Here is an 18,127-nt window from a genome sequence, read left to right on the forward strand (position 1 = left end):
TTCACTCTTAGTGTTTTCAACAACCCCAATTCTACCAACACACAAGTACAATGGCACAAAAAGGCGGCAGTTTCCTGTATGACGTATTAATGCCGAAGATCTACGGTCTGGGTGCAGCAGTAGTAATCGTAGGCGCATTGTTCAAAATCCAGCACTGGGATGGAGCAGATATCATGCTCATCGTGGGTCTGGGCACTGAGGCGGTAATCTTCGCCCTAAGTGCCTTCCAGCCCAACCACAAAGACCCCGACTGGTCACTGGTGTACCCTGAGCTGAGCGAAGGCTACGACCCTTCAACCGGCAACGCCAGCTTTGCCGCTGAAAACAACAGCAAGGGCCTGACGCGCAAGCTCGATGATATGCTGAAGGATGCCAACGTAACCCCCGAAGCCATTTCCTCGCTGGGTGCTGGCCTGAACCGCCTGAGCACCACCACGCAGCAGCTCTCGTCGCTGGGTGAGGCTACCAACGTAACGGACGAATACACGGCAAAAGTGCGCACCGCTGCTCAGTCGCTGGAGCGTATCAATGATGCGTATTCGAACACGGTAGAAGCCATTACGGCTATGTCGAATGCTACTTCGGATGCCAAAGAGTACCACCTGCAGGTGCAGAACGTAACCAAGAACCTGGGTGCACTGAACGCAGTGTATGAAATGGAACTGCAGGACGCCAACACGCACCTGAAGTCCATGAACAAGTTCTACGGCACGCTGAGCCAGGCCATGGAAAACCTGACCGAAGCCGGCAAAGAAACCGAGCAGTTCAAGCAGGAAGTAACCAGCCTGACGACCAACCTCACTTCGCTCAACCGCGTGTACGGCAACATGCTGAACGCCATGCGGGCTACCAGCTAAGCCGGAAGGCTAGCTAGGAGGTTAAGTGTCAGTTTCACAGATAAGAACAGGAAGAAACGATGGCGGGTGCTAAAGAGACACCGCGGCAGAAGATGATTGGCATGATGTACTTGGTACTGACTGCTCTTCTGGCGCTACAAGTAAACTCCGCGATTCTGCTCAAATTCAAGTTTTTGGATGACAGCCTGATCGGAGTAAACGATAAAACGACCCAGGCTAACCAAGGTGCCGTGAAAGGCATTGAGGCGGCCGTAACCAAAAACCGCAACCAGGCGCGTGACCTTGCTATTCTGAAGCAAGGCCAGGAAGTGCGGGAGCGGACCACCAAAATGGTGGCTTACCTGCGGGATATCCGGGAGAAGCTGTTGGCTGCTACTCAGGAAAAAGGCAAGGCTGAAATGAACATGAGCGGCGAAGATAAAGTCGCCATGACCATGCTCGGCGGTAAAAAAGATGGTGCTGCTTACCCCTTAAAGGATGAGTTGAACAAATACGCTGAATACATCAAGCAGATTGTTCCTAACGCGACGCCGCTGGCCCTCGATGCGAAAGACGATAAGGCGGTAACCGAAAAGGACCAGAAGAACAAAAACTTTGCGGAACTCAACTTCGAGAATACGCCCGTAGTTGCGGCGTTGGCTGTGCTTTCGCAGAAAGAAACCGAAGTATTGAAGTATGAGGCTGACGCCCTGAATCAGCTTTCTCAGAAAGTTGGGGCTTCTACAATCGTCTTCGATAAAGTAGGTGCTTTCGCCAGCGCCGAGTCAAACACGGTAGCTGCCGGTACTAAGTACAAAGCAGAACTGTTCCTGACGGCTTCGGCTTCGTCGCTGCGCCCCTCTATGACGCTGAATGGCTCACCCCTTTCGGTTGGCCCTGACGGCAAAGGCAAAGTTGAGTTCACGGCTCGCCCCGGTGCTTTCGATGCTGCGGGCAACGCCAAGGCTTCCTGGAAAGGAACTATTCGCTTCAACCAAAACGGCCGCGACACGACCTTCACCGTAACGGTACCATACACCGTTACCAAGCCTGTCATGCAGATTCAGTCGGCTTCGGTGCAGGCGCTGTACTTCAAGTGCGGCAACAAGCTGAGCGTACAGGTTCCTGCTCTGGGAGCTCAGTATGATCCAAGCTTCTCTGCTTCGGGGGCGTCTACTATTAAAGGTTCTGCCAAGGGTGAGGTAACGTTGGTGCCTAACTCCCGCGAGGTAACTCTGAGCGTGAGCAGCGGTGGTAACCCCATTGGCTCGCAAACCTTTCAGGTACGCCCTATTCCTAAGCCCGAGATTAAGTGCATTGTAGGTGGTCGCGAGGCAAACGAGAAGCAAGGGACGCCGGTAACAGCCGTGCGTAACATGAGCCTCAAGGCCGTAGCTGACGCTGGTTTCGCTACGTTCCTGCCCGAGGACGCCCGTTACCGCGTAACCCGTTACGAAGTAACGCTGGTGCGTGGCAAGCGCCCCGCCATTCCTACGCGCACCATCAATGGTCCGGATGCCAGCCTGAACGATGTAGTAAACACTGCCCGCGAAGGTGACCGTCTGTACATCGAAGTAAAAGAAGTGCAGCGCATGAACTTCCAGGGTAATACCGAGTCGGTAAATGTGTCGAAGAACTTCAATATTCCGCTGCTGTAAGCGTTACTCAGTAAATTGAACTAACGCCCGACTTTTTCGATTCGCCTAGTATGAACAAATTCCTCTCCTTCGCCGCTCTGGCGGCCAGCCTGACGCTGTCGGTAGCAGCATCGGCTCAGGAACAAGCTACTACCGCGAGCAGCAATGGCTCGTACCGCCCGATTCCGAATTCGGACATCATGTTCCGCAAAACCATCTGGCGTGCTATTGACCTGCGCGAAAAGCAGAACAAGCCCATGTTCGCCGAAGGCAAGGAAATCAGCAAAACCATTCTGGAGGCCGTAAAACGTGGAGAACTACAAGCGTATCGGAACGATTCGCTAACCTCTACCTACACCGCCCAAGAAGTAGTGGCGAATAGCTCTTACGCGGAAGCCAGTGCCGGCCTAAGCGAAGAAGAAAAAGCGGCTGGTTTCAGCGAAGAGTCTTCGGACGACGGCTGGGGAGCTCCGGCGCCTAAAAAAGGCAAAGGCAAAACCACGGCGAAAGCAGCCCCCAAAAAGCCCGTCGCACCGCCTAGCTACGAATACCGGCCGAAGGATCTGTACCAGATGGAGTTGAAGGAAGATATGATCTTCGACAAGAAACGGTCGCGGATGTATCATGACATCAAAACCATTACGCTGCTCGTTCCTTCCACCCTAGCGTCGAACACTTCGGGTATTGAGAAGCCCATTGGCACGTTCAAATACAGCGACTTGGTGCGCGTATTCCGGAACAACCCGGACAAAGCCATCTGGTTTAACCCCCAGAACGATGCTCAGCACAAGAACCTGGCGGATGCTTTCGAGCTCTGGCTGTTCAACTCCTACATCGTGAAAGTGTCGAACCCCAATGATTCGCGTCTTTCGGATATCTACGGTGGAGAGCGGGAAGGTATTCTGGCTTCGCAGCAAGCCGCTACCGACCTGATCGAATACGAGTACAACCTCTGGAGCTTCTAACTCGCTTCTACTGATTAGCAAAAAGGCCCAACCAAACGGTTGGGCCTTTTTGTTGCTACTCGTAGGCAGGAAGGTGTGCTAGCCGAGGGCATCAGGTTGGCTGAAGTAATCCAGCAGAATGCGGGCTTTGGCTTTGCCTACTTCAGTGACCAGCTCGGCTTCGGAGAGTTCTTTAATTTTTTTGACGGATTTAAATTTCGTCAGCAGTTTGTCGGCTGTGACGGGGCCCAGGCCTTTTACATCGGTCAGTTCTGTCTTGAGCGTAGCAGCATCGCGGCGGGAACGGTGGAAGGTGATGCCAAAGCGGTGGGCTTCGTCGCGCATGCGCTGGATTAGGCGCAGGGTTTCACTTTTCTTGTCAATGTAGAGCGGCAGCGGGTCGTTGGGAACGTAGATTTCCTCGAGGCGCTTGGCAATACCGATAATGGGAATCTGCCCCCAAAGCCCCAGGTCCTTCAGCGCTTTTACGCCCATACTCAGCTGTCCTTTGCCGCCGTCTACAATCACCAACTGAGGAAGGCTGGCTCCTTCATCCAGCAAGCGGCGGTAGCGCCGCGTCACGATTTCGTACATGGAGTCGAAGTCGTTGGGGCCTACCACGGTTTTGATGTGGAAGTGGCGGTAGTCTTTCTTGCTGGGCTTGGCATTACGAAAGCACACCATGGCGGCTACCGGGTTGTCGCCCTGAAAGTTGGAGTTGTCGAAGCACTCAATGTGCTTGGGGAGCTCGGTGAGGCGCAAATCCTTCTTCATGGTTTCCATAATGCGCACCTCGTTTAGGTCCTTGCTTCGGTCGTTCATGCTTTCCTTTTCCTTGCGCAGGTACAGCACGTTCTTGATGCTCAGCTCCAGAAGCTTGCGCTTGTCGCCGATTTGGGGCTGCGCAATATTTACCCCAGGCAGGGGCAGGGAAGGTATGGCTACGTTGGTGAGGATTTCTTTCGACTGGCTTTCGAATTCTTCCCGCATCTGCATAATCACCGGGGCCAGGATTTCGTCGTCGGGCTCGTCGAGCTTTTTCTGGACCTCTACCGATTGCGTCAGAATGATGCTGCCGTTCATCACCTTCAGGTAGTTGATAAAAGCGGACTTCTCATTGGACGCAATGCTGAACACGTCGATGTTCGATAGGGAGGCATTGACGATGGTGCTTTTGCTCTGGAACTCGTCGAGGCGGTCGAGCTTTTGCTTGAATTGATGCGCCAGCTCATACTGCTGCTCCTGGGCGGCTACCGTCATCTTCTCGCGGAAGTATTGCTTGGGCAAGCGCAAGTCGCCATTCAGAATCAACCGAATCTGCTGGATATACTGGTTATAGGTTTCTTCATCCTGTAGTCCTTCACAGGGGCCTTTGCAGTTGCCCAGGTGGTACTCCAGACACACCTTGAACTTGCCGGCTTCAATGTTCTGCGGGCTTAGGTTGTACGTGCAGGTGCGCAGTGGATAGAGGGCCCGAATCAGTTCCAGCAGTAGGTTCATGCCCGTCACGTTGGCGTAAGGACCGTAATAGCGGCCTTGCCCGGGTACTTTATTACGGGTCGGAATCAGGCGTGGAAACCGCTCATTAGTGAGCAGCAGGTACGGATAGGTTTTGCCATCCTTCAGCAGGATGTTGTACTTGGGCTGATGCTGCTTGATAAGGTTATTCTCCAGCAGGAATGCATCCGATTCGGAGTCGACAATAGTAAACTCGATGCGACGGATGTTCTTGACCAGCTGCTGAGTTTTCTTGTTGTGGTCCTGCTTGGTGAAATAGCTGCTCACGCGCTTGCGTAGGTCAATGGCTTTGCCCACGTAGATGATGGTATCTTCTTCTCCGAAGTACTTGTATACTCCGGGCCGGTGAGGCAGTTGACGAATTTGCTCTTGCAGCGCAGGGTTGGCAGCCATAGAATCACGGATTGAGCAAGCGTACAGGGCGGGCAGGACACCACAACCGTAGCAGCAGGGTAAAATGGTACGTAAACCGGCCAGAGGCAGGTTCAGGACCGGGTAGGTTTCTGAAATGTCAGAACAAAAAAGGAGGCCGGGAAGTCCCGGCCTCGCAAAGTCAACTTAATAATTTCTCTGGCAGGCACTGACGCTTCGCAGAAATCAGGCTTGAGCTTCAATCTAGATATCCTGGTCGCTCAAATCATCCAAATCTACTTGGTTCAGCTTCTGATCCGGCGGAATGGTGTCGCGCTGACCGCCGTAGTAGCGGGCACAGTCAATTTCGATGCTGAGCGGCTGCTGGGGAACCGGGAAATCCTGGGTGCTGATGCCAATTTCCTTGTTGTTCTTGTACACCTGCTTCATGAAGATGCCGTAGATGGGCAGCGCTAGGCGGGAGCCTTGGCCGTAAGCGCCCGTGCGGAAGTGAATACTCCGGTCTTCACCACCTACCCACATACCACACACAAGGTCGGGCGTGAGGCCCATAAACCAAGCATCGGAATAGTTGGATGTAGTGCCCGTCTTGGCCGCCATCTGGTAGGGGAACTTAAAGCCGCCGCGCAGGATGATGGAGGTGCCGCCTTTTTCCTCCACGGCGCCCCGCATCATATACGTCATCAGGTAGGCCGTTTCTTCGCTGAGCGCCTCTTTCGTCTGGGGCACAAACTCGCGCAGCACGTTGCCGTTTTTGTCTTCGATGCGCATCACCATCATGGGGGCAGTCCACACGCCGCGGTTGGCAAACGTACCGTAGGCGCCCGTAAGTTCGTAAATGCTCACGTCGGAAGAGCCAAAGCCCACGGCCGGCACGGCTTCAATAGGGGAGGTGATGCCCAAACGCTTGGCATATGCAACGACTGTCTCAGGACCGAGTTTCTGCACCAGCCAGGCTGTGATGGAGTTCATCGAGCGGGCCAAGGCCTGGCGCAGGGTAAATGTGCGGCCCGAGAAGCCCCCTTCGAAGTTGCGAGGGGTGTAGGGCGGGCGGCCGGCTACAGCCGGAAACGTGGTAGCTACGTCGGGGCGCTGGTAACAGGGAGAGTAGCCCTGGTCGATGGCGGCGGTGTATACGAAGGGCTTAAAAGTAGAGCCAGGCTGGCGTTTGCCCTGCTTTACGTGGTCGTACTTGAAGTACTTGTAGTTGGTGCCGCCTACCCAGGCCTTGATTTGCCCATTCAGCGGATTCATGGCCATAAACCCGGCGTGCAGGAAACGCTTGTAGTACGCCAGGGAGTCCATAGGAGACATCGTTACTTCCTTCTCGCCCTGCCAGGTAAACACCTTCATCTTGTACTTCTTATTGAGGTAGTACTTGATAGAGTCGGGTTGGCCTTCGTAGCGGATGGACAAGGACTTGTACCGCTCCGTACGCTTGATGGCCGTGTTCAAGAAGCCCGGAATAATCTTGCCGTTTTCGTCGCGCCAGGGCTGCATGCCTTTCCAGTGGGTATCAAACCACCGCTGCTGCAGCTTCATATGGTCGGCAATGGCCGTTTCGGCATACTTCTGCATGCGCGAGTCGATGGTGGTGTAGATTTTCAGGCCATCGGCGTAGAGGTCGTGGTCGGTTTCCCGGGCCCAGTCGCGCAGCATCTTGCTTACTTCTACGCGGAAATAGGGGGCAATGCCTTCGTTCTGGTTTTCGACGTTGTAGCGCAGCACTATGGGCTTCACGGTGTCGGCCTGCAGGGACTGGGCATCGAGGTAGCCATACTTGTGCATCTGGCGCAGTACCCAGTTGCGGCGCATTTTGCTCCGCTGGGGGTTGAACTTGGGGCTAAAGCGGCTGGGTGCGTTCAGCACGCCCACCAGGGTGGCGGCTTCAGGGCGCGTCAGCTCCTTGGGCTTCTTGCTGAAAAACGTTTTGGCCGCCGTGCTGATGCCAAAGGCATTGGAGCCGTAGTCCGTCACGTTCAAATACATGCGCATGATTTCGCGCTTGGTGTAGCTGCGCTCCAGGCGGATGGCCAGAATCCACTCCTTGGTTTTGGTGATGAGCATGCGCAGGCCCGGCACGTCGTTCAGACGCCCGTCGCTAAGGTCTTCGCGCGTGCGGAACAGCACTTTGGCCAGCTGTTGGGTGAGGGTGGAGCCGCCGCCCCCGCTGCCGCCCGTGAGCAGGCCCGCCGCCACCCGGCCAGTAGCCTTGGGGTCGATGCCGGAGTGCTCCTCGAAACGGGCATCCTCGGTGGCAATGAGAGCATCTACCAAGTGCTGGGGCAGGTCTTCGTACTCAACGGGCGTGCGGTTCTCCCGGAAGTACTTGCCCATCAGTACGTTGTCGGCCGAGTAAACTTCCGAGGCCAGTTCGCTCTTGGGATTTTCGAGCGTTTTCAGGTTGGGCATCCGCCCGAAGAGGTTCAGGAAATTGGCGCTGACGGCCCACACGTAAAACAAAAACGCCAGCGTGCCCAGGCCAAACAGTGCCCAAAGCGTGCGAATGAAGGCCGAAAACCGCCCAGACCGGGCAGGCTTGCGCGGAACAGCAGGTTTTCTGGCAGCAGAATAAGCCATTAGATAAAAAGGTAAATCAGCCTGCGCCGCCCTCGCAAGCAAAGACGGCAGCAGGGCTCAGGGAAGAGTCCGCAAAGTTACGGACGATAGGCTTGCTGATAGAACTGCTCGTACTCGGCCACGTTCTGGCGTTGGAGCAGCACTGGTAAGTTCTCAATACCTACGATAAGGCTTTGGTAACCCACGCCCCGCAGGCGGCCCAGCGGGCCCTGGGGCCCACGGAGCTTCAAGGCATAGCTCTGCGCTACCTTAGACCCAGCCAACGACTGCACCACCACGGCTACGAAACCGTCGCCGAGGGGCTGTTGCTGCACCTGCAGATTGGCGGCCCGGTAGTAGCGGTTGTTGTAGGCAGTAAGCTGCGTGGGCAGCGTAGCGAGCAAGGGCGCATCTTTGGCTATTACCAACACTACCGCGTGGTTGGCGCTCAGGTTAGCTGCGTAAGGCGAAACCGGAGCCGTAGGCGCGGGGTCGGGCCCACCGGGCGTGGCAGTAGCCGGGGCCGGTACCGCAGCTGCAACCGGCTCGGCTACGGCGGGCGGAGTGGTAGCTGGGGTTTTGTCAGGGGAGGGGGCAGGCGTAGCTGAAGCAGGGGCCGCGGGAGTCGGTGCGGCAGGAGTGGCTGCTTCAACCGGAGCGGGAACTGCCGGCTTGGGCACTACCACCGGCGACTCATTGGCCCCGTAGAAAATGCGCATGCGGTTATCAACTTCCCCGGGGCGGAAATACGAAACCCTGGGCTTGTCGGTAGAAGCCAGTGCGCCGGGCAAGCTGCCTTGCTCATAGCGTGCGAAGGTTTCCAACAGGCTTTGCGCATCGGTTACCAAGGGGCTGTTCGGGTACTCTTTCACAAAGCGGGCTACTTGCGCTTTGGTGGTGGCAGGTGGTTGGGTACGCAGCGCCAGCAGCACCCCCAGGTAAGCTACCCGGTCGTTGTAGTCACTTTCCGGATACAGCTTGCGCGTGCGGGTAAGAACCCGGCCGGCTTTTTTGAATTCCTGCTGCTTATAAAACGCAAAAGCCGAATCCAGCTGCACGCTCACGCCCGCATTGGCTACCGACATCCGCCGCAGGTACTCTGGGTCGGCAACCAGACGCGCGTACGACGACGTGGGGAACTCCTGGCGGAGCCGCTGCGCGTATTCGTCAGCTTTGGTACTGCCAGCCTCTTTATACAGCAGGAATAAGCTGTAGTATACCTCTGGGGCATGTTTGCTGGTAGGGAACCGCGTCAGGAGGGTTTCGTAGGTTTCGGCAGCTTTGGCAGGCTCCCGGAGTTGTTGCCCGTAAATGCTGCCCAAAGCAAACAATGCTTCTTCAATCTGCTGGCTGGAGGCTGCCAGCAGCTCGGCTGTCAAAGGAATATTCTGTCGGTATTGGGCAGCCAGCGTAGCAGCCTGCTGAGCTGGGTTAAGAGCCGCCGCCGCTGTTCCCGGGGCATTCACCTGGGTGGCATCGGAACCCGCCACGGTGATGGGCACATTGCCGCCGCGGGCGGTAGCAGGGGAGGTGCTGGCTGTACTTGTAATGCGCCAGTTATCCTGCAGAGGCCGATCGCCCCAGCGGCGCACAAACTCCGAGCGCGCCGTACTCAGCGACGTTGGGTTGTCGAAGTACCACTGGGCCCCCGTATTTGCGTTGGCAAAGGCAAATGGGTCGATGTCGGGGTTGCCGCTTCGGACGCTGCTCACCCCGGTAGCTGTCTGCCGCCGGCTTTCCCGCTCACGCTGGTCGGCCAGGCGTTTTTCCTCGGCGGCTTTGGCGGCCAGCTCAGCTTCGGCGTAGCTAAGCAAGCGGGTACGTAGCGTAGCCGTGTCCAGCTTGGCCAGGGCCTGCAAGCTGTCCTGAGTATCTACAATGGTTAGCTGCTTGGCAAACTCCTGCAGAATGGCACTGCGCTCGGCAATAGCCGCGTAATCGGGCGACTCGCGCGACAAGTTCTGCACCGTGCTATCGTAGTAAGCGGCCGCAGGGCGGTACTTCTGCAGGTTCTCGTAGTTGATACGGCCCGCCAACAGGTAGGTATAGGACTTCTGGGCTTGGGTGCTGCCCGTAGCCCGGGCCGATTTCTGCAGCAGCTTCAGGGCCTCGGGGTAGCGTTGCTGGCGGTATTCCAGCCGCGCCATCTCGTAGTAGATCTTGTCGCCGTACTCCTTGTTCTTGGTGTCTTTTAGCAGCTTGGCAAAGTACTTATCCAGCCGGGCGCGGTCATTCTGATTCAGGTCCGAAACCTGCCCCAGCATCAGCTTGCTGTAGAAATCGAGTTCGTAGGGTGGGTTCCGCTTCAGGATTTGGTTGAGCTGGGCGTAGGCCTTTTTGTCGTTGCCCTGCGCCTGGTAGAGCTGAGCCAGTACGTAGCGCGTGCGCGACTGTTCGTTTTTAGGCGTGATGTAGGGCAGTGCCTTTTCCAGGTTGGCAATGGCCAGGGGCTGATTGTCGGTGCGGAGGTAATACTCAGCGCGGGTCAAAAACAGAGCCTTGGCATTGCTTTCCGTGCCTACCTCTTTATCGAGAATGTCAGATACGGCCGAGGCGCTTTCGTACTCCTTCAGGGCCAGGAAGCTGCGCATTAGCCAGATCAAAGCCTCGTGGCGGGCATGTGGGTCCTTACTGGTGGTATTAACGTACTTGAAGGTCTTGATGGCATCCTCCAGTTCACGCTTATAATAGCGGGCTTTGCCTACCAGGATATAGCTGTCGTCCGTCCAGTCGGAGCCCGGGTGATACTGAATGGGGATGGAGGTCTTTTTGATGATGTCCTCCATATCCGGGGCCAGCCGCACGGCCGTCAGCGAGTCAATGGTCGGAAACAAAGGCAGCACGCGGTTGTAGTCGTTGAGGCGGGCCTTGTTCAGGTCTTCCTCTACCGTGCGCATTTTTTCGCGGGCTAGGAAGTAGGCGTTGTCGCGGGCTACAATATTCTGGTACGTGCGGCCCACTGGACCACGCTCGGACGCGCAGCCGTGCAAGCTGGCAGCCACTACCAACGCCGCGGAGGGCCAGAAAAGCAGACGGGAAAGCAGAGTTCGGGTCAAAACAACGAAAGAAGTCGGAGGCCGGGCAGTAAACGCGTAACGGGCCAGGCTGCCAAAATTGTTCAGCCAGTCACCCATTTCGGTTCACAACGTCACACAGTAAGTAAAAGTACGCTTTTTCCCGACCCACCCCGGGAAAGGCCCGTTTTCCGGCCAGGCGCCCCGGAAACCCGTACTTTCGTTTGGCGGCCCTTTCCCCCGCTGTCTGGTATGTCTGAAACGCCTCTCCCGGAAGATTCCCGCCCCAGTGGCGGCAGCAACTTTGGCAAGTTTGCCGGCGCTGGTATGCAGATGCTGGCCATTATCGGCTTGAGCACATGGCTGGGCGTCTGGCTCGACGGGCATTTTCACACCAGTCCCTGGGCCACCGTTGTTCTGAGCCTACTAGGAATTTTTGCGGCCTTATATCAGGTAATCCGGGCGGTTTCGGAAAAGTGAAGAGTAGCCTAAAGTAAATGCAACGGCCATTTGCTGCCGATATCCTCTTTAGGTAAGAAGCTATTAAGGTGGGCGGTTAGGTGTGCACTTTTGTGCCTTATGGTACTTTACCGGCTTGCATCTGTTACCTTTGCCGGCCCATCCTCCTTATATAGTAAGACTTGCTTCGCTTTTTACGCAATCTGCTGCTGTTGGGCCTACTCTTATACGGTAGCCTGTATCTGCTGAACGCCCGCTACGGCGAAGCGGTGGTGCATCCTTTGGCTGGGTATATCATGGGCTACTTCGCCCTGCTCACGGGCATCATCTACTGGGTCACGGCCCGCCTGGTGAAAGCAAACCCCGAAAACTTCATGGCGGCCTACTTCGGGTCTATGGTGCTACGGATGTTTTTGAGCATCGGCATCGTACTAGTCTATCTATATAGAGGGGGCGCGCACGAAGGCAGAGGTACTTACACCTTCTTGGGGGCCTTCTTTCTTGGGTATTTTCTCTTTACCGGGTTTGAAGTCTGGAGCGTTCTGACTAACTTGCGCCCGTTTTCAAAACCGGGTGAACCCACCGTTTAGGTACCCGCTTTGCCCCACCCTAAGATCTTCTGAATGAAGCGCTTACTTGTAGCCCTCTTCTGTATTCTTTCCCTGCCCGTTTTTGCACAAGAGCAGACGGCTTCCGTTCACGAGGCCAACAAAGAAGAAGGCTTCAACGCCGGTGAGCTGATTCTGCACCACGTAGGTGACGCGCACGAGTGGCATTTCTTCGGCGAAGAAGGCGAAGGGCCTCACTTCACCCTGCCCCTGCCCATCATTGCGTACCAGGAAGGCAAAGGCCTGTCGGTGTTTTCTTCGCATCACCTTTACCCCGAGGGCACTGTGCACGAAGGCCTCAAGCTGGAGCACGAAACCCTGGAAGCCGTTGACGGCTACAAAGTACACGATTTCTCGATTACCAAAAACGTAGCTTCCCTGCTGTTGAGCGTGGTGCTGCTGATTGTGGTGTTCACGGCCGTATCGAAAGGCTACCGTAAAAACCACGGCCGCGCCCCCAAGGGCATTCAGTCCTTCTTCGAGCCCATCATCATCTTTGTGCGCGACGAAGTAGCCAAGAAAGCTATTGGCCCGAAGTATGAGCGGTACCTGCCTTACCTGCTCACCATCTTCTTCTTTATCTGGTTCAATAACCTGCTGGGCTTGCTGCCCGGCGCGGCCAACCTCACCGGCAACTTGGCCGTGACGTTCCTCTTTGCCTTCCTCACGCTGCTCATCACCACGTTCAGCTCCAATAAGTACTACTGGTCGCACATTTTCTGGACGCCTGGTGTTCCGCTGTGGCTGCGCCCGATCATGATTCCTGTAGAACTCATCGGCGTGATTTCGAAGCCCTTCTCGCTGATGGTTCGACTGTTCGCCAACGTTACGGCCGGGCACATCATCATCCTGAGCTTCATTGCCCTGATCTTTATCTTCAACAGCATTGGCATTGCGCCGCTGTCTATTGCCTTCGGTTTGTTTATCAACGTGCTGGAGCTGCTGGTAGCTGTTTTGCAGGCCTACATCTTCACGCTGCTGACGGCCATGTACATCGGTGGGGCCGTGGAAGAACACCACGACCACGACTATGGCATTGGCGGTGACGACGCCGACGCACCGCTGCACGTATCGGGCAGCCACGCGCACTAAGCTCCAAATTCCCCCTTTTTTTCTGCGTTTTTTCTTCACACATTCTTCAAACTCTTTGTCTTATGCTGCTCTCTCTGTTGCTGCAGGTTGTTAATGCTGTTGGTCTGGCTGTAATGGGTGCCGGTATAGGTGCCGGTCTGGCTATTCTGGGTGCTGGTCTGGGTATCGGCCGCATCGGTGGCTCGGCCATGGAAGCCATCGGCCGTCAGCCCGAGGCCTCTGGCAAAATCCAGACGGCTATGCTGATCGTAGCTGCTCTGGTAGAAGGTGCTGCTCTGTTCGCAGTAGTAGTCTGCCTGCTGATTGCCCTGAAGCTTCAGTAGAGAACCTGCAAGACCCGATACGCCGGCTGGGCTCGTCTGTAGCCCGGCCGGTGAATCGGGTTTGCGGTTTCTTTGGGTTGTAGCGGTCCGGTCCGAACTACGCGCCCCGTTTCTTCGCCCGGCACCGATTATTCACCGATTTAGCTGAGCCCTGATGCTTACCAACCCTAGTATTGGCCTGCTGTTCTGGCAGCTGGTCATTTTCCTGATTCTTCTCTTCCTGCTCACCAAGTTCGCTTGGAAGCCCATCCTCAGCTCCCTCAAAGAGCGGGAAAGCTCCATCGAAGGTGCCCTGCGCATGGCCGACCAGGCCAAGCTGGAAATGCAGGAGCTGAAAGCCGGCAACGAAAAGCTGCTGGCTGAAGCCCGCCTGGAGCGCGACCGTATTCTGAAGGAAGCCACCACGGTATCCAACCAGCTCATTGAGCAGGCCAAAACCAGGGCTACGGAAGAAGGCAGCCGCATGATTGTGCAGGCCCGCGAAGCCATTCAGAACGAGAAAAACGCCGCTCTGGCCGAGGTGAAAAACACCGCCGCCAAGCTGTCCATTGATATTGCGGAGCGCATCCTGCGCCGCGAGTTGGCCGATTCGCCCGCTCAGCAGCAGCTCGTGGACTCGTACCTGAAGGAAGTAAAATTGAATTAGTAGTGAGTATTCAGTATTGAGTAATGAGGTTCGGTCAGCCGAATAACATCTGTCTCAATACTCACTACCAACTACTCAATACTAAAATCAATGTCTGAACAACGAGTTGCTTCCCGCTACGCCAAGTCCCTGCTGGATTTGGCCGAGGAGCGTGGGGCGCTGGAGCAAGTGAAACAGGATATGGACTTGTTCAGCAAAACGCTGGACGAGAACCGCGACCTGCGCTTGTTGCTGCGCAACCCCATCGTGAATCACGATAAAAAACTTTCCATCCTGCGCGCGGTGTTCGGCGGCAAGGTGTCGGACCTCACCGAGAAGTTCTTCACCATTGTCACCCAGAAAAACCGCGAAAGCGCGCTGGAGTTTATTGGCTCCGAGTTCCTGAGCCAGTACAACGCCCTCCGGGGGGTGCAAGCGGCGGAAGTAACCACGGCTACTCCCCTCACGCCCGAACTGCGCACTCAGGTGCAGCAGATCGTGCGCGAGCAAACCGGCCTCCAGCAGGTCACCCTCACCGAGAAGGTAGATGCCTCGCTCATCGGCGGCTTCGTGCTGCGTGTGGGCGACCAGCAAATCGACGACTCGGTACGTTACCGCCTGCGTAAGCTGCGCAGCGAATTCTCGAAGAACCCCTACCAATCCCAACTATAACCCACCATGGCAGAAGTACGTCCGGATGAAGTATCCGCCATTCTGCGGGAGCAGCTGTCCAACTTCAAAACCGCCGCCGAGCTCGAAGAGGTTGGTACGGTACTGCAAGTTGGCGACGGTGTAGCCCGCATCTACGGCCTGGGCAAAGCCCAGTCGGGGGAATTGCTCGAATTTGAAAATGGCCTGCAGGCCCTCGTGCTTAACCTGGAAGAAGACAACGTAGGCGCCGTAATGCTCGGCGACTACAGCGAAATCCGGGAAGGCGCTACGGTGCGTCGCACCAATAAAATTGCTTCTATTAACGTCGGCGAAGGCATTGTAGGCCGCGTGGTAAACACGCTGGGCCAGCCCATCGACGGCCGCGGCCCCATCCAGGGCGAAACCTATGATATGCCCCTGGAGCGTAAGGCTCCCGGTGTAATCTACCGCCAGCCGGTAACCGAGCCCATGCAAACGGGTATCAAGGCTATTGACGCCATGATTCCAATTGGGCGCGGTCAGCGCGAGCTGATCATCGGCGACCGTCAGACGGGTAAGTCGGCGGTAGCTATCGACACCATCCTGAACCAGCGTGAGTTCTTCGAGCGCGGGGAGCCGGTATTCTGCATCTACGTAGCCGTAGGTCAGAAAGCCTCTACCGTAGCCCAGGTGGTAAACGCCCTGCAGCGTGGTGGTGCCATGGACTACACCGTGGTAGTTTCGGCTTCGGCTTCGGATCCGGCTCCCATGCAGTTCTTCGCTCCCTTCACCGGGGCTGCCATCGGCGAGTTCTTCCGCGACACCGGCCGCCCGGCTCTGGTAGTGTACGATGACTTGTCGAAGCAGGCAGTAGCCTACCGCGAGGTGTCGTTGCTGCTGCGTCGTCCTCCCGGACGCGAAGCTTACCCCGGCGACGTATTCTACCTGCACAGCCGCCTGCTGGAGCGCGCCGCGAAGATCAACGCTTCCGACGTTATTGCCCGCGACATGAACGACCTGCCCGAGAGCATCAAGCACCTCGTGAAAGGTGGTGGTTCGCTGACGGCATTGCCCCTCATCGAAACCCAGGCAGGTGACGTTTCGGCCTACATCCCGACCAACGTAATTTCGATTACGGACGGGCAGATCTTCCTCGAAACCAACCTGTTCAACTCGGGTATCCGGCCGGCTATCAACGTAGGTATCTCGGTATCGCGCGTGGGTGGTAACGCCCAGATCAAGTCGATGAAGAAGGTAGCGGGTACGCTGAAGCTGGACCAGGCTCAGTTCCGCGAGCTGGAAGCCTTCGCCAAGTTCGGCTCCGACCTCGACGCTTCGACCAAGCTCACCATTGAGCGGGGCCGCCGCAACCTCGAGATTCTGAAGCAGCCCCAGTTCTCGCCCCAGAAAGTAGAAGACCAAGTAGCCGTAATTTACGCTGCTACCAACGGTCTGCTCGACCAGGTGCCCGTAAACAAGGTGCGGGAGTTCGAGAAAGAGTTTGTTCAGGTGATGAACACCCGTCACCCCGATGTGCTGAAGGCCCTCAAGGCTGGCAAGCTGGATGACACCATCACCAACGCCATCCGTCAGGTAGCCAAAGATCTGTCGGCAGCGTACGCCACTAAGTAATTAACAATTAAGAATTAGTAATTAAGAATTGAGTGTTGCCATCCGGCTGGTCTTCGCCCGACGGCAATTCTTAATTCTTAATTACTAATTACTAATTCCCAACGCATGGCAAGCTTAAAAGAAGTTCGTAACCGCATTGTCTCGGTGCAGAGTACGCAGCAAATCACCAAAGCCATGAAAATGGTGGCGGCGGCCAAGCTGCGGCGGGCGCAGGACAACATCCTGCGCATGCGCCCCTACGCCCAGCGGCTCAACAGCATTCTGAGCAACCTGACCAGCCTTACCGGGGGAGAAGTGCTGAGCGACTATGCCGTGCAGCGCGAAGTCCGCCGGGTACTGGTTATCGCCATTACTTCCGACCGTGGCCTGGCCGGGGCTTTCAACAGCAACATCTTCAAAGGGGTCAACCAACTGGTGCGCGAACGGTACGCGGCGCAGTCGGCGGCCGGCAACGTAACGGTAATGGCCATCGGGAAGAAGGCCCACGACTACTTTGCCAAGCGCAATCCCCTGCTCGGCAACTACACGCACGTATTCGGCAAGCTGTCGTTTGATACTGTGCGGGAAGCGGCCGAAGAAGCCATGGAAGGTTTCCGGGTTGGTCAGTTCGATGAAGTGGTGATGGTGTACAACGAGTTCCGCAACGTGGCTACCCAGATTGTTCGGGCCGAGCAGCTGCTGCCGCTGGTGCCCGCCGAACCGGCTGCCAACGCTACGGCTACTTCCAACGTGGACTACATCTTCGAGCCTTCGAAGGAGGAAATCGTACAGACCCTGATTCCACAGTCGCTGAAGGTGCAGCTTTACAAAGCAGTGCTGGAAAGCAACGCCTCGGAGCACGGCGCCCGCATGACCGCCATGGACAAAGCCACCGACAACGCCGGGGAATTGCTCAAGTCGCTCAAGCTCACGTATAACCGCACCCGTCAGGCCGCTATTACCACCGAGATTCTCGAAATCGTAGGTGGTGCCGAGGCCCTGGCATCCAGCCGGTAACGCGAATTCTTATTTCATCAAAAAAGCCCGCTTCCCAAAGGAGGCGGGCTTTTTCGTTTGCTTTGACCAGAGGTTCTTGTTTGGCTTAACAGCCGCTAGTTAAGTTTGTCAAGGCCGTTAATGGATAGCGCAAAAGTTAGTCCTACAGGTTCATGTACGCTCGTTGGGCTAGCGCCTTGCTGGGTTTGGGGACGGCTGAATGGGCTTCCAGCAGTGCTAGCACCCGCTTGGGTGTTAGCTCGGTGAAGTCGTTGATAACTGTGAGAGGTGCCTGAAACTGCTTGGCTTTTAGCGTGGTACTCACGCCAATGCAGCGCATACCGGCGCGGTAGGCGGCCTGCTCACCCAATAGAGCATCTTCTATGACCACGCACTGCCCGGGCGGGATGCCCAGCTTTTGGGCGGCTACCACAAACGTATCGGCGTGGGGCTTGCCCCGGAGCACATCGGCTTGGCCCACCACCACGTCGAAGTAAGGGCGCAGGTGCAGGTGGTCGAGTATATAGCCAATGGTTTCGGGGGCTGAGCCCGTACCCAGGGCCAGCTTAAAGCCCGCGGCGCGGGCCGCCTGCAGGAAGGCCGTCAGGCCCGGCAGCTCGCGGCGGTGGCTCCAGTAGAGCGTGCGGTAGAGAAACTCGCGCTGGGAAGCGTACTCCTCCAGCTGCTTTTGGGGCACGGGGTTGGTGAAAACAGTTTTTAGAATATTCGTGGCCGGCATGCCGTTGAGGCGGGCCAGCAGACGGCGGGCGTTGGTAGTCAGGCCCAGGTCCCGGAACAGCAGCTGAAAGGCCCGGGCCTGGTAGCGGGTGTTGTCGATGAGGACGCCATCCATATCAAAAATTAGAGCGTAGGAAGCCGGAGTAGCCATAACGGGAAGGAGGA

15 protein-coding genes are annotated in these 18,127 nt (G+C 56.5%); 11 read left to right on the plus strand and 4 right to left on the minus strand.

Translation table 11 applies throughout. From position 1 onward, the window contains the following. Positions 1 to 50 precede the first annotated feature (50 nt). The 3 genes from gldL to gldN are packed head-to-tail and all read left to right on the plus strand — an operon-like array spanning position 51 to position 3,438. Positions 51 to 857, plus strand: a complete 807-nt coding sequence (gene gldL, locus HER32_RS12455) for a gliding motility protein GldL (protein WP_168682105.1) — start codon at positions 51 to 53, stop codon at positions 855 to 857. Between the two features lie 59 nt (positions 858 to 916). Beyond that, complete coding sequence (gene gldM / locus HER32_RS12460; RefSeq protein ID WP_149069779.1) at positions 917 to 2,494, plus strand: gliding motility protein GldM; 1,578 nt, start codon at positions 917 to 919, stop codon at positions 2,492 to 2,494. 50 nt (positions 2,495 to 2,544) lie between these two features. Then, entirely contained in the window at positions 2,545 to 3,438 is an 894-nt protein-coding gene (gldN, locus tag HER32_RS12465; RefSeq protein ID WP_149069778.1) for a gliding motility protein GldN, read from the plus strand. Between the two features lie 78 nt (positions 3,439 to 3,516). Here gldN and uvrC read toward each other — a convergent pair whose 3' ends face one another. From uvrC to HER32_RS12480, 3 genes are all read right to left on the minus strand, one after another. Further along, complete coding sequence (uvrC, locus tag HER32_RS12470) at positions 3,517 to 5,328, minus strand: excinuclease ABC subunit UvrC (RefSeq protein ID WP_149069777.1); 1,812 nt, start codon at positions 5,326 to 5,328, stop codon at positions 3,517 to 3,519. Positions 5,329 to 5,550: 222 nt separating this feature from the next. Beyond that, on the minus strand, positions 5,551 to 7,887 hold the full coding sequence (locus HER32_RS12475) for a penicillin-binding protein 1A (protein ID WP_168682106.1): 2,337 nt from the start codon (positions 7,885 to 7,887) through the stop codon (positions 5,551 to 5,553). 77 nt (positions 7,888 to 7,964) lie between these two features. Then, on the minus strand, positions 7,965 to 10,922 hold the full coding sequence (locus HER32_RS12480; RefSeq protein WP_168682107.1) for a tetratricopeptide repeat protein: 2,958 nt from the start codon (positions 10,920 to 10,922) through the stop codon (positions 7,965 to 7,967). Between the two features lie 210 nt (positions 10,923 to 11,132). On the opposite strand from HER32_RS12480, the gene HER32_RS12485 reads away from it, so the two are divergent. The 8 genes from HER32_RS12485 (at position 11,133) to atpG (ending at position 17,245) form a co-directional block, all read left to right on the plus strand. Beyond that, positions 11,133 to 11,360: an AtpZ/AtpI family protein gene (locus HER32_RS12485; RefSeq protein ID WP_149069774.1), complete on the plus strand. Its 228-nt coding sequence runs from the start codon at positions 11,133 to 11,135 to the stop codon at positions 11,358 to 11,360. A gap of 161 nt (positions 11,361 to 11,521) precedes the next feature. After that, the gene (locus tag HER32_RS12490) at positions 11,522 to 11,929 is read left to right on the plus strand and encodes a hypothetical protein (RefSeq protein WP_168682108.1); all 408 of its coding nucleotides are present in this window, start codon (positions 11,522 to 11,524) and stop codon (positions 11,927 to 11,929) included. A 33-nt stretch (positions 11,930 to 11,962) separates the two neighbouring features. After that, positions 11,963 to 13,039, plus strand: coding sequence for a F0F1 ATP synthase subunit A (gene atpB / locus HER32_RS12495; RefSeq protein ID WP_168682109.1), 1,077 nt, complete (start codon positions 11,963 to 11,965; stop codon positions 13,037 to 13,039). A gap of 62 nt (positions 13,040 to 13,101) precedes the next feature. Beyond that, positions 13,102 to 13,362 carry an ATP synthase F0 subunit C gene (gene atpE / locus HER32_RS12500; protein ID WP_044511419.1) on the plus strand — a complete coding sequence of 87 codons (261 nt, stop codon included), beginning with the start codon at positions 13,102 to 13,104 and terminating at the stop codon, positions 13,360 to 13,362. Positions 13,363 to 13,513: 151 nt separating this feature from the next. Continuing rightward, positions 13,514 to 14,008, plus strand: a complete 495-nt coding sequence (locus HER32_RS12505; RefSeq protein WP_168683274.1) for a F0F1 ATP synthase subunit B — start codon at positions 13,514 to 13,516, stop codon at positions 14,006 to 14,008. Positions 14,009 to 14,098: 90 nt separating this feature from the next. After that, entirely contained in the window at positions 14,099 to 14,659 is a 561-nt protein-coding gene (gene atpH, locus HER32_RS12510; RefSeq protein WP_149069770.1) for an ATP synthase F1 subunit delta, read from the plus strand. 6 nt (positions 14,660 to 14,665) lie between these two features. Further along, the gene (gene atpA / locus HER32_RS12515; RefSeq protein ID WP_149069769.1) at positions 14,666 to 16,249 is read left to right on the plus strand and encodes a F0F1 ATP synthase subunit alpha; all 1,584 of its coding nucleotides are present in this window, start codon (positions 14,666 to 14,668) and stop codon (positions 16,247 to 16,249) included. A gap of 105 nt (positions 16,250 to 16,354) precedes the next feature. Continuing rightward, the gene (atpG, locus tag HER32_RS12520) at positions 16,355 to 17,245 is read left to right on the plus strand and encodes an ATP synthase F1 subunit gamma (RefSeq protein WP_149069768.1); all 891 of its coding nucleotides are present in this window, start codon (positions 16,355 to 16,357) and stop codon (positions 17,243 to 17,245) included. 142 nt (positions 17,246 to 17,387) lie between these two features. Here the strand turns inward: atpG and HER32_RS12525 are convergent, their stop codons facing one another. After that, a complete protein-coding gene (locus tag HER32_RS12525) occupies positions 17,388 to 18,113 on the minus strand; it encodes an HAD family hydrolase (protein ID WP_168682110.1) in 726 nt (241 codons plus the stop codon). Positions 18,114 to 18,127 lie beyond the last annotated feature (14 nt).

The organism is Hymenobacter sp. BT18 (genome assembly GCF_012273015.1).
In the GTDB taxonomy this organism is placed as follows: Bacteria; Bacteroidota; Bacteroidia; order Cytophagales; family Hymenobacteraceae; genus Hymenobacter; species Hymenobacter lutimineralis.

What these genes read in the sequence shown, in the direction of transcription:
- gldL (WP_168682105.1), top strand. Translation starts at nt 51, where the DNA reads ATGGCACAAAAAGGCGGCAGTTTCCTGTATGACGTATTAATGCCGAAG.
- gldM (WP_149069779.1), top strand. Translation starts at nt 917, where the DNA reads ATGGCGGGTGCTAAAGAGACACCGCGGCAGAAGATGATTGGCATGATG.
- gldN (WP_149069778.1), top strand. Translation starts at nt 2,545, where the DNA reads ATGAACAAATTCCTCTCCTTCGCCGCTCTGGCGGCCAGCCTGACGCTG.
- uvrC (WP_149069777.1), bottom strand. Translation starts at nt 5,328, where the DNA reads ATGGCTGCCAACCCTGCGCTGCAAGAGCAAATTCGTCAACTGCCTCAC.
- HER32_RS12475 (WP_168682106.1), bottom strand. Translation starts at nt 7,887, where the DNA reads ATGGCTTATTCTGCTGCCAGAAAACCTGCTGTTCCGCGCAAGCCTGCC.
- HER32_RS12485 (WP_149069774.1), top strand. Translation starts at nt 11,133, where the DNA reads ATGTCTGAAACGCCTCTCCCGGAAGATTCCCGCCCCAGTGGCGGCAGC.
- atpB (WP_168682109.1), top strand. Translation starts at nt 11,963, where the DNA reads ATGAAGCGCTTACTTGTAGCCCTCTTCTGTATTCTTTCCCTGCCCGTT.
- atpE (WP_044511419.1), top strand. Translation starts at nt 13,102, where the DNA reads ATGCTGCTCTCTCTGTTGCTGCAGGTTGTTAATGCTGTTGGTCTGGCT.
- atpH (WP_149069770.1), top strand. Translation starts at nt 14,099, where the DNA reads ATGTCTGAACAACGAGTTGCTTCCCGCTACGCCAAGTCCCTGCTGGAT.
- atpA (WP_149069769.1), top strand. Translation starts at nt 14,666, where the DNA reads ATGGCAGAAGTACGTCCGGATGAAGTATCCGCCATTCTGCGGGAGCAG.
- atpG (WP_149069768.1), top strand. Translation starts at nt 16,355, where the DNA reads ATGGCAAGCTTAAAAGAAGTTCGTAACCGCATTGTCTCGGTGCAGAGT.
- HER32_RS12525 (WP_168682110.1), bottom strand. Translation starts at nt 18,113, where the DNA reads ATGGCTACTCCGGCTTCCTACGCTCTAATTTTTGATATGGATGGCGTC.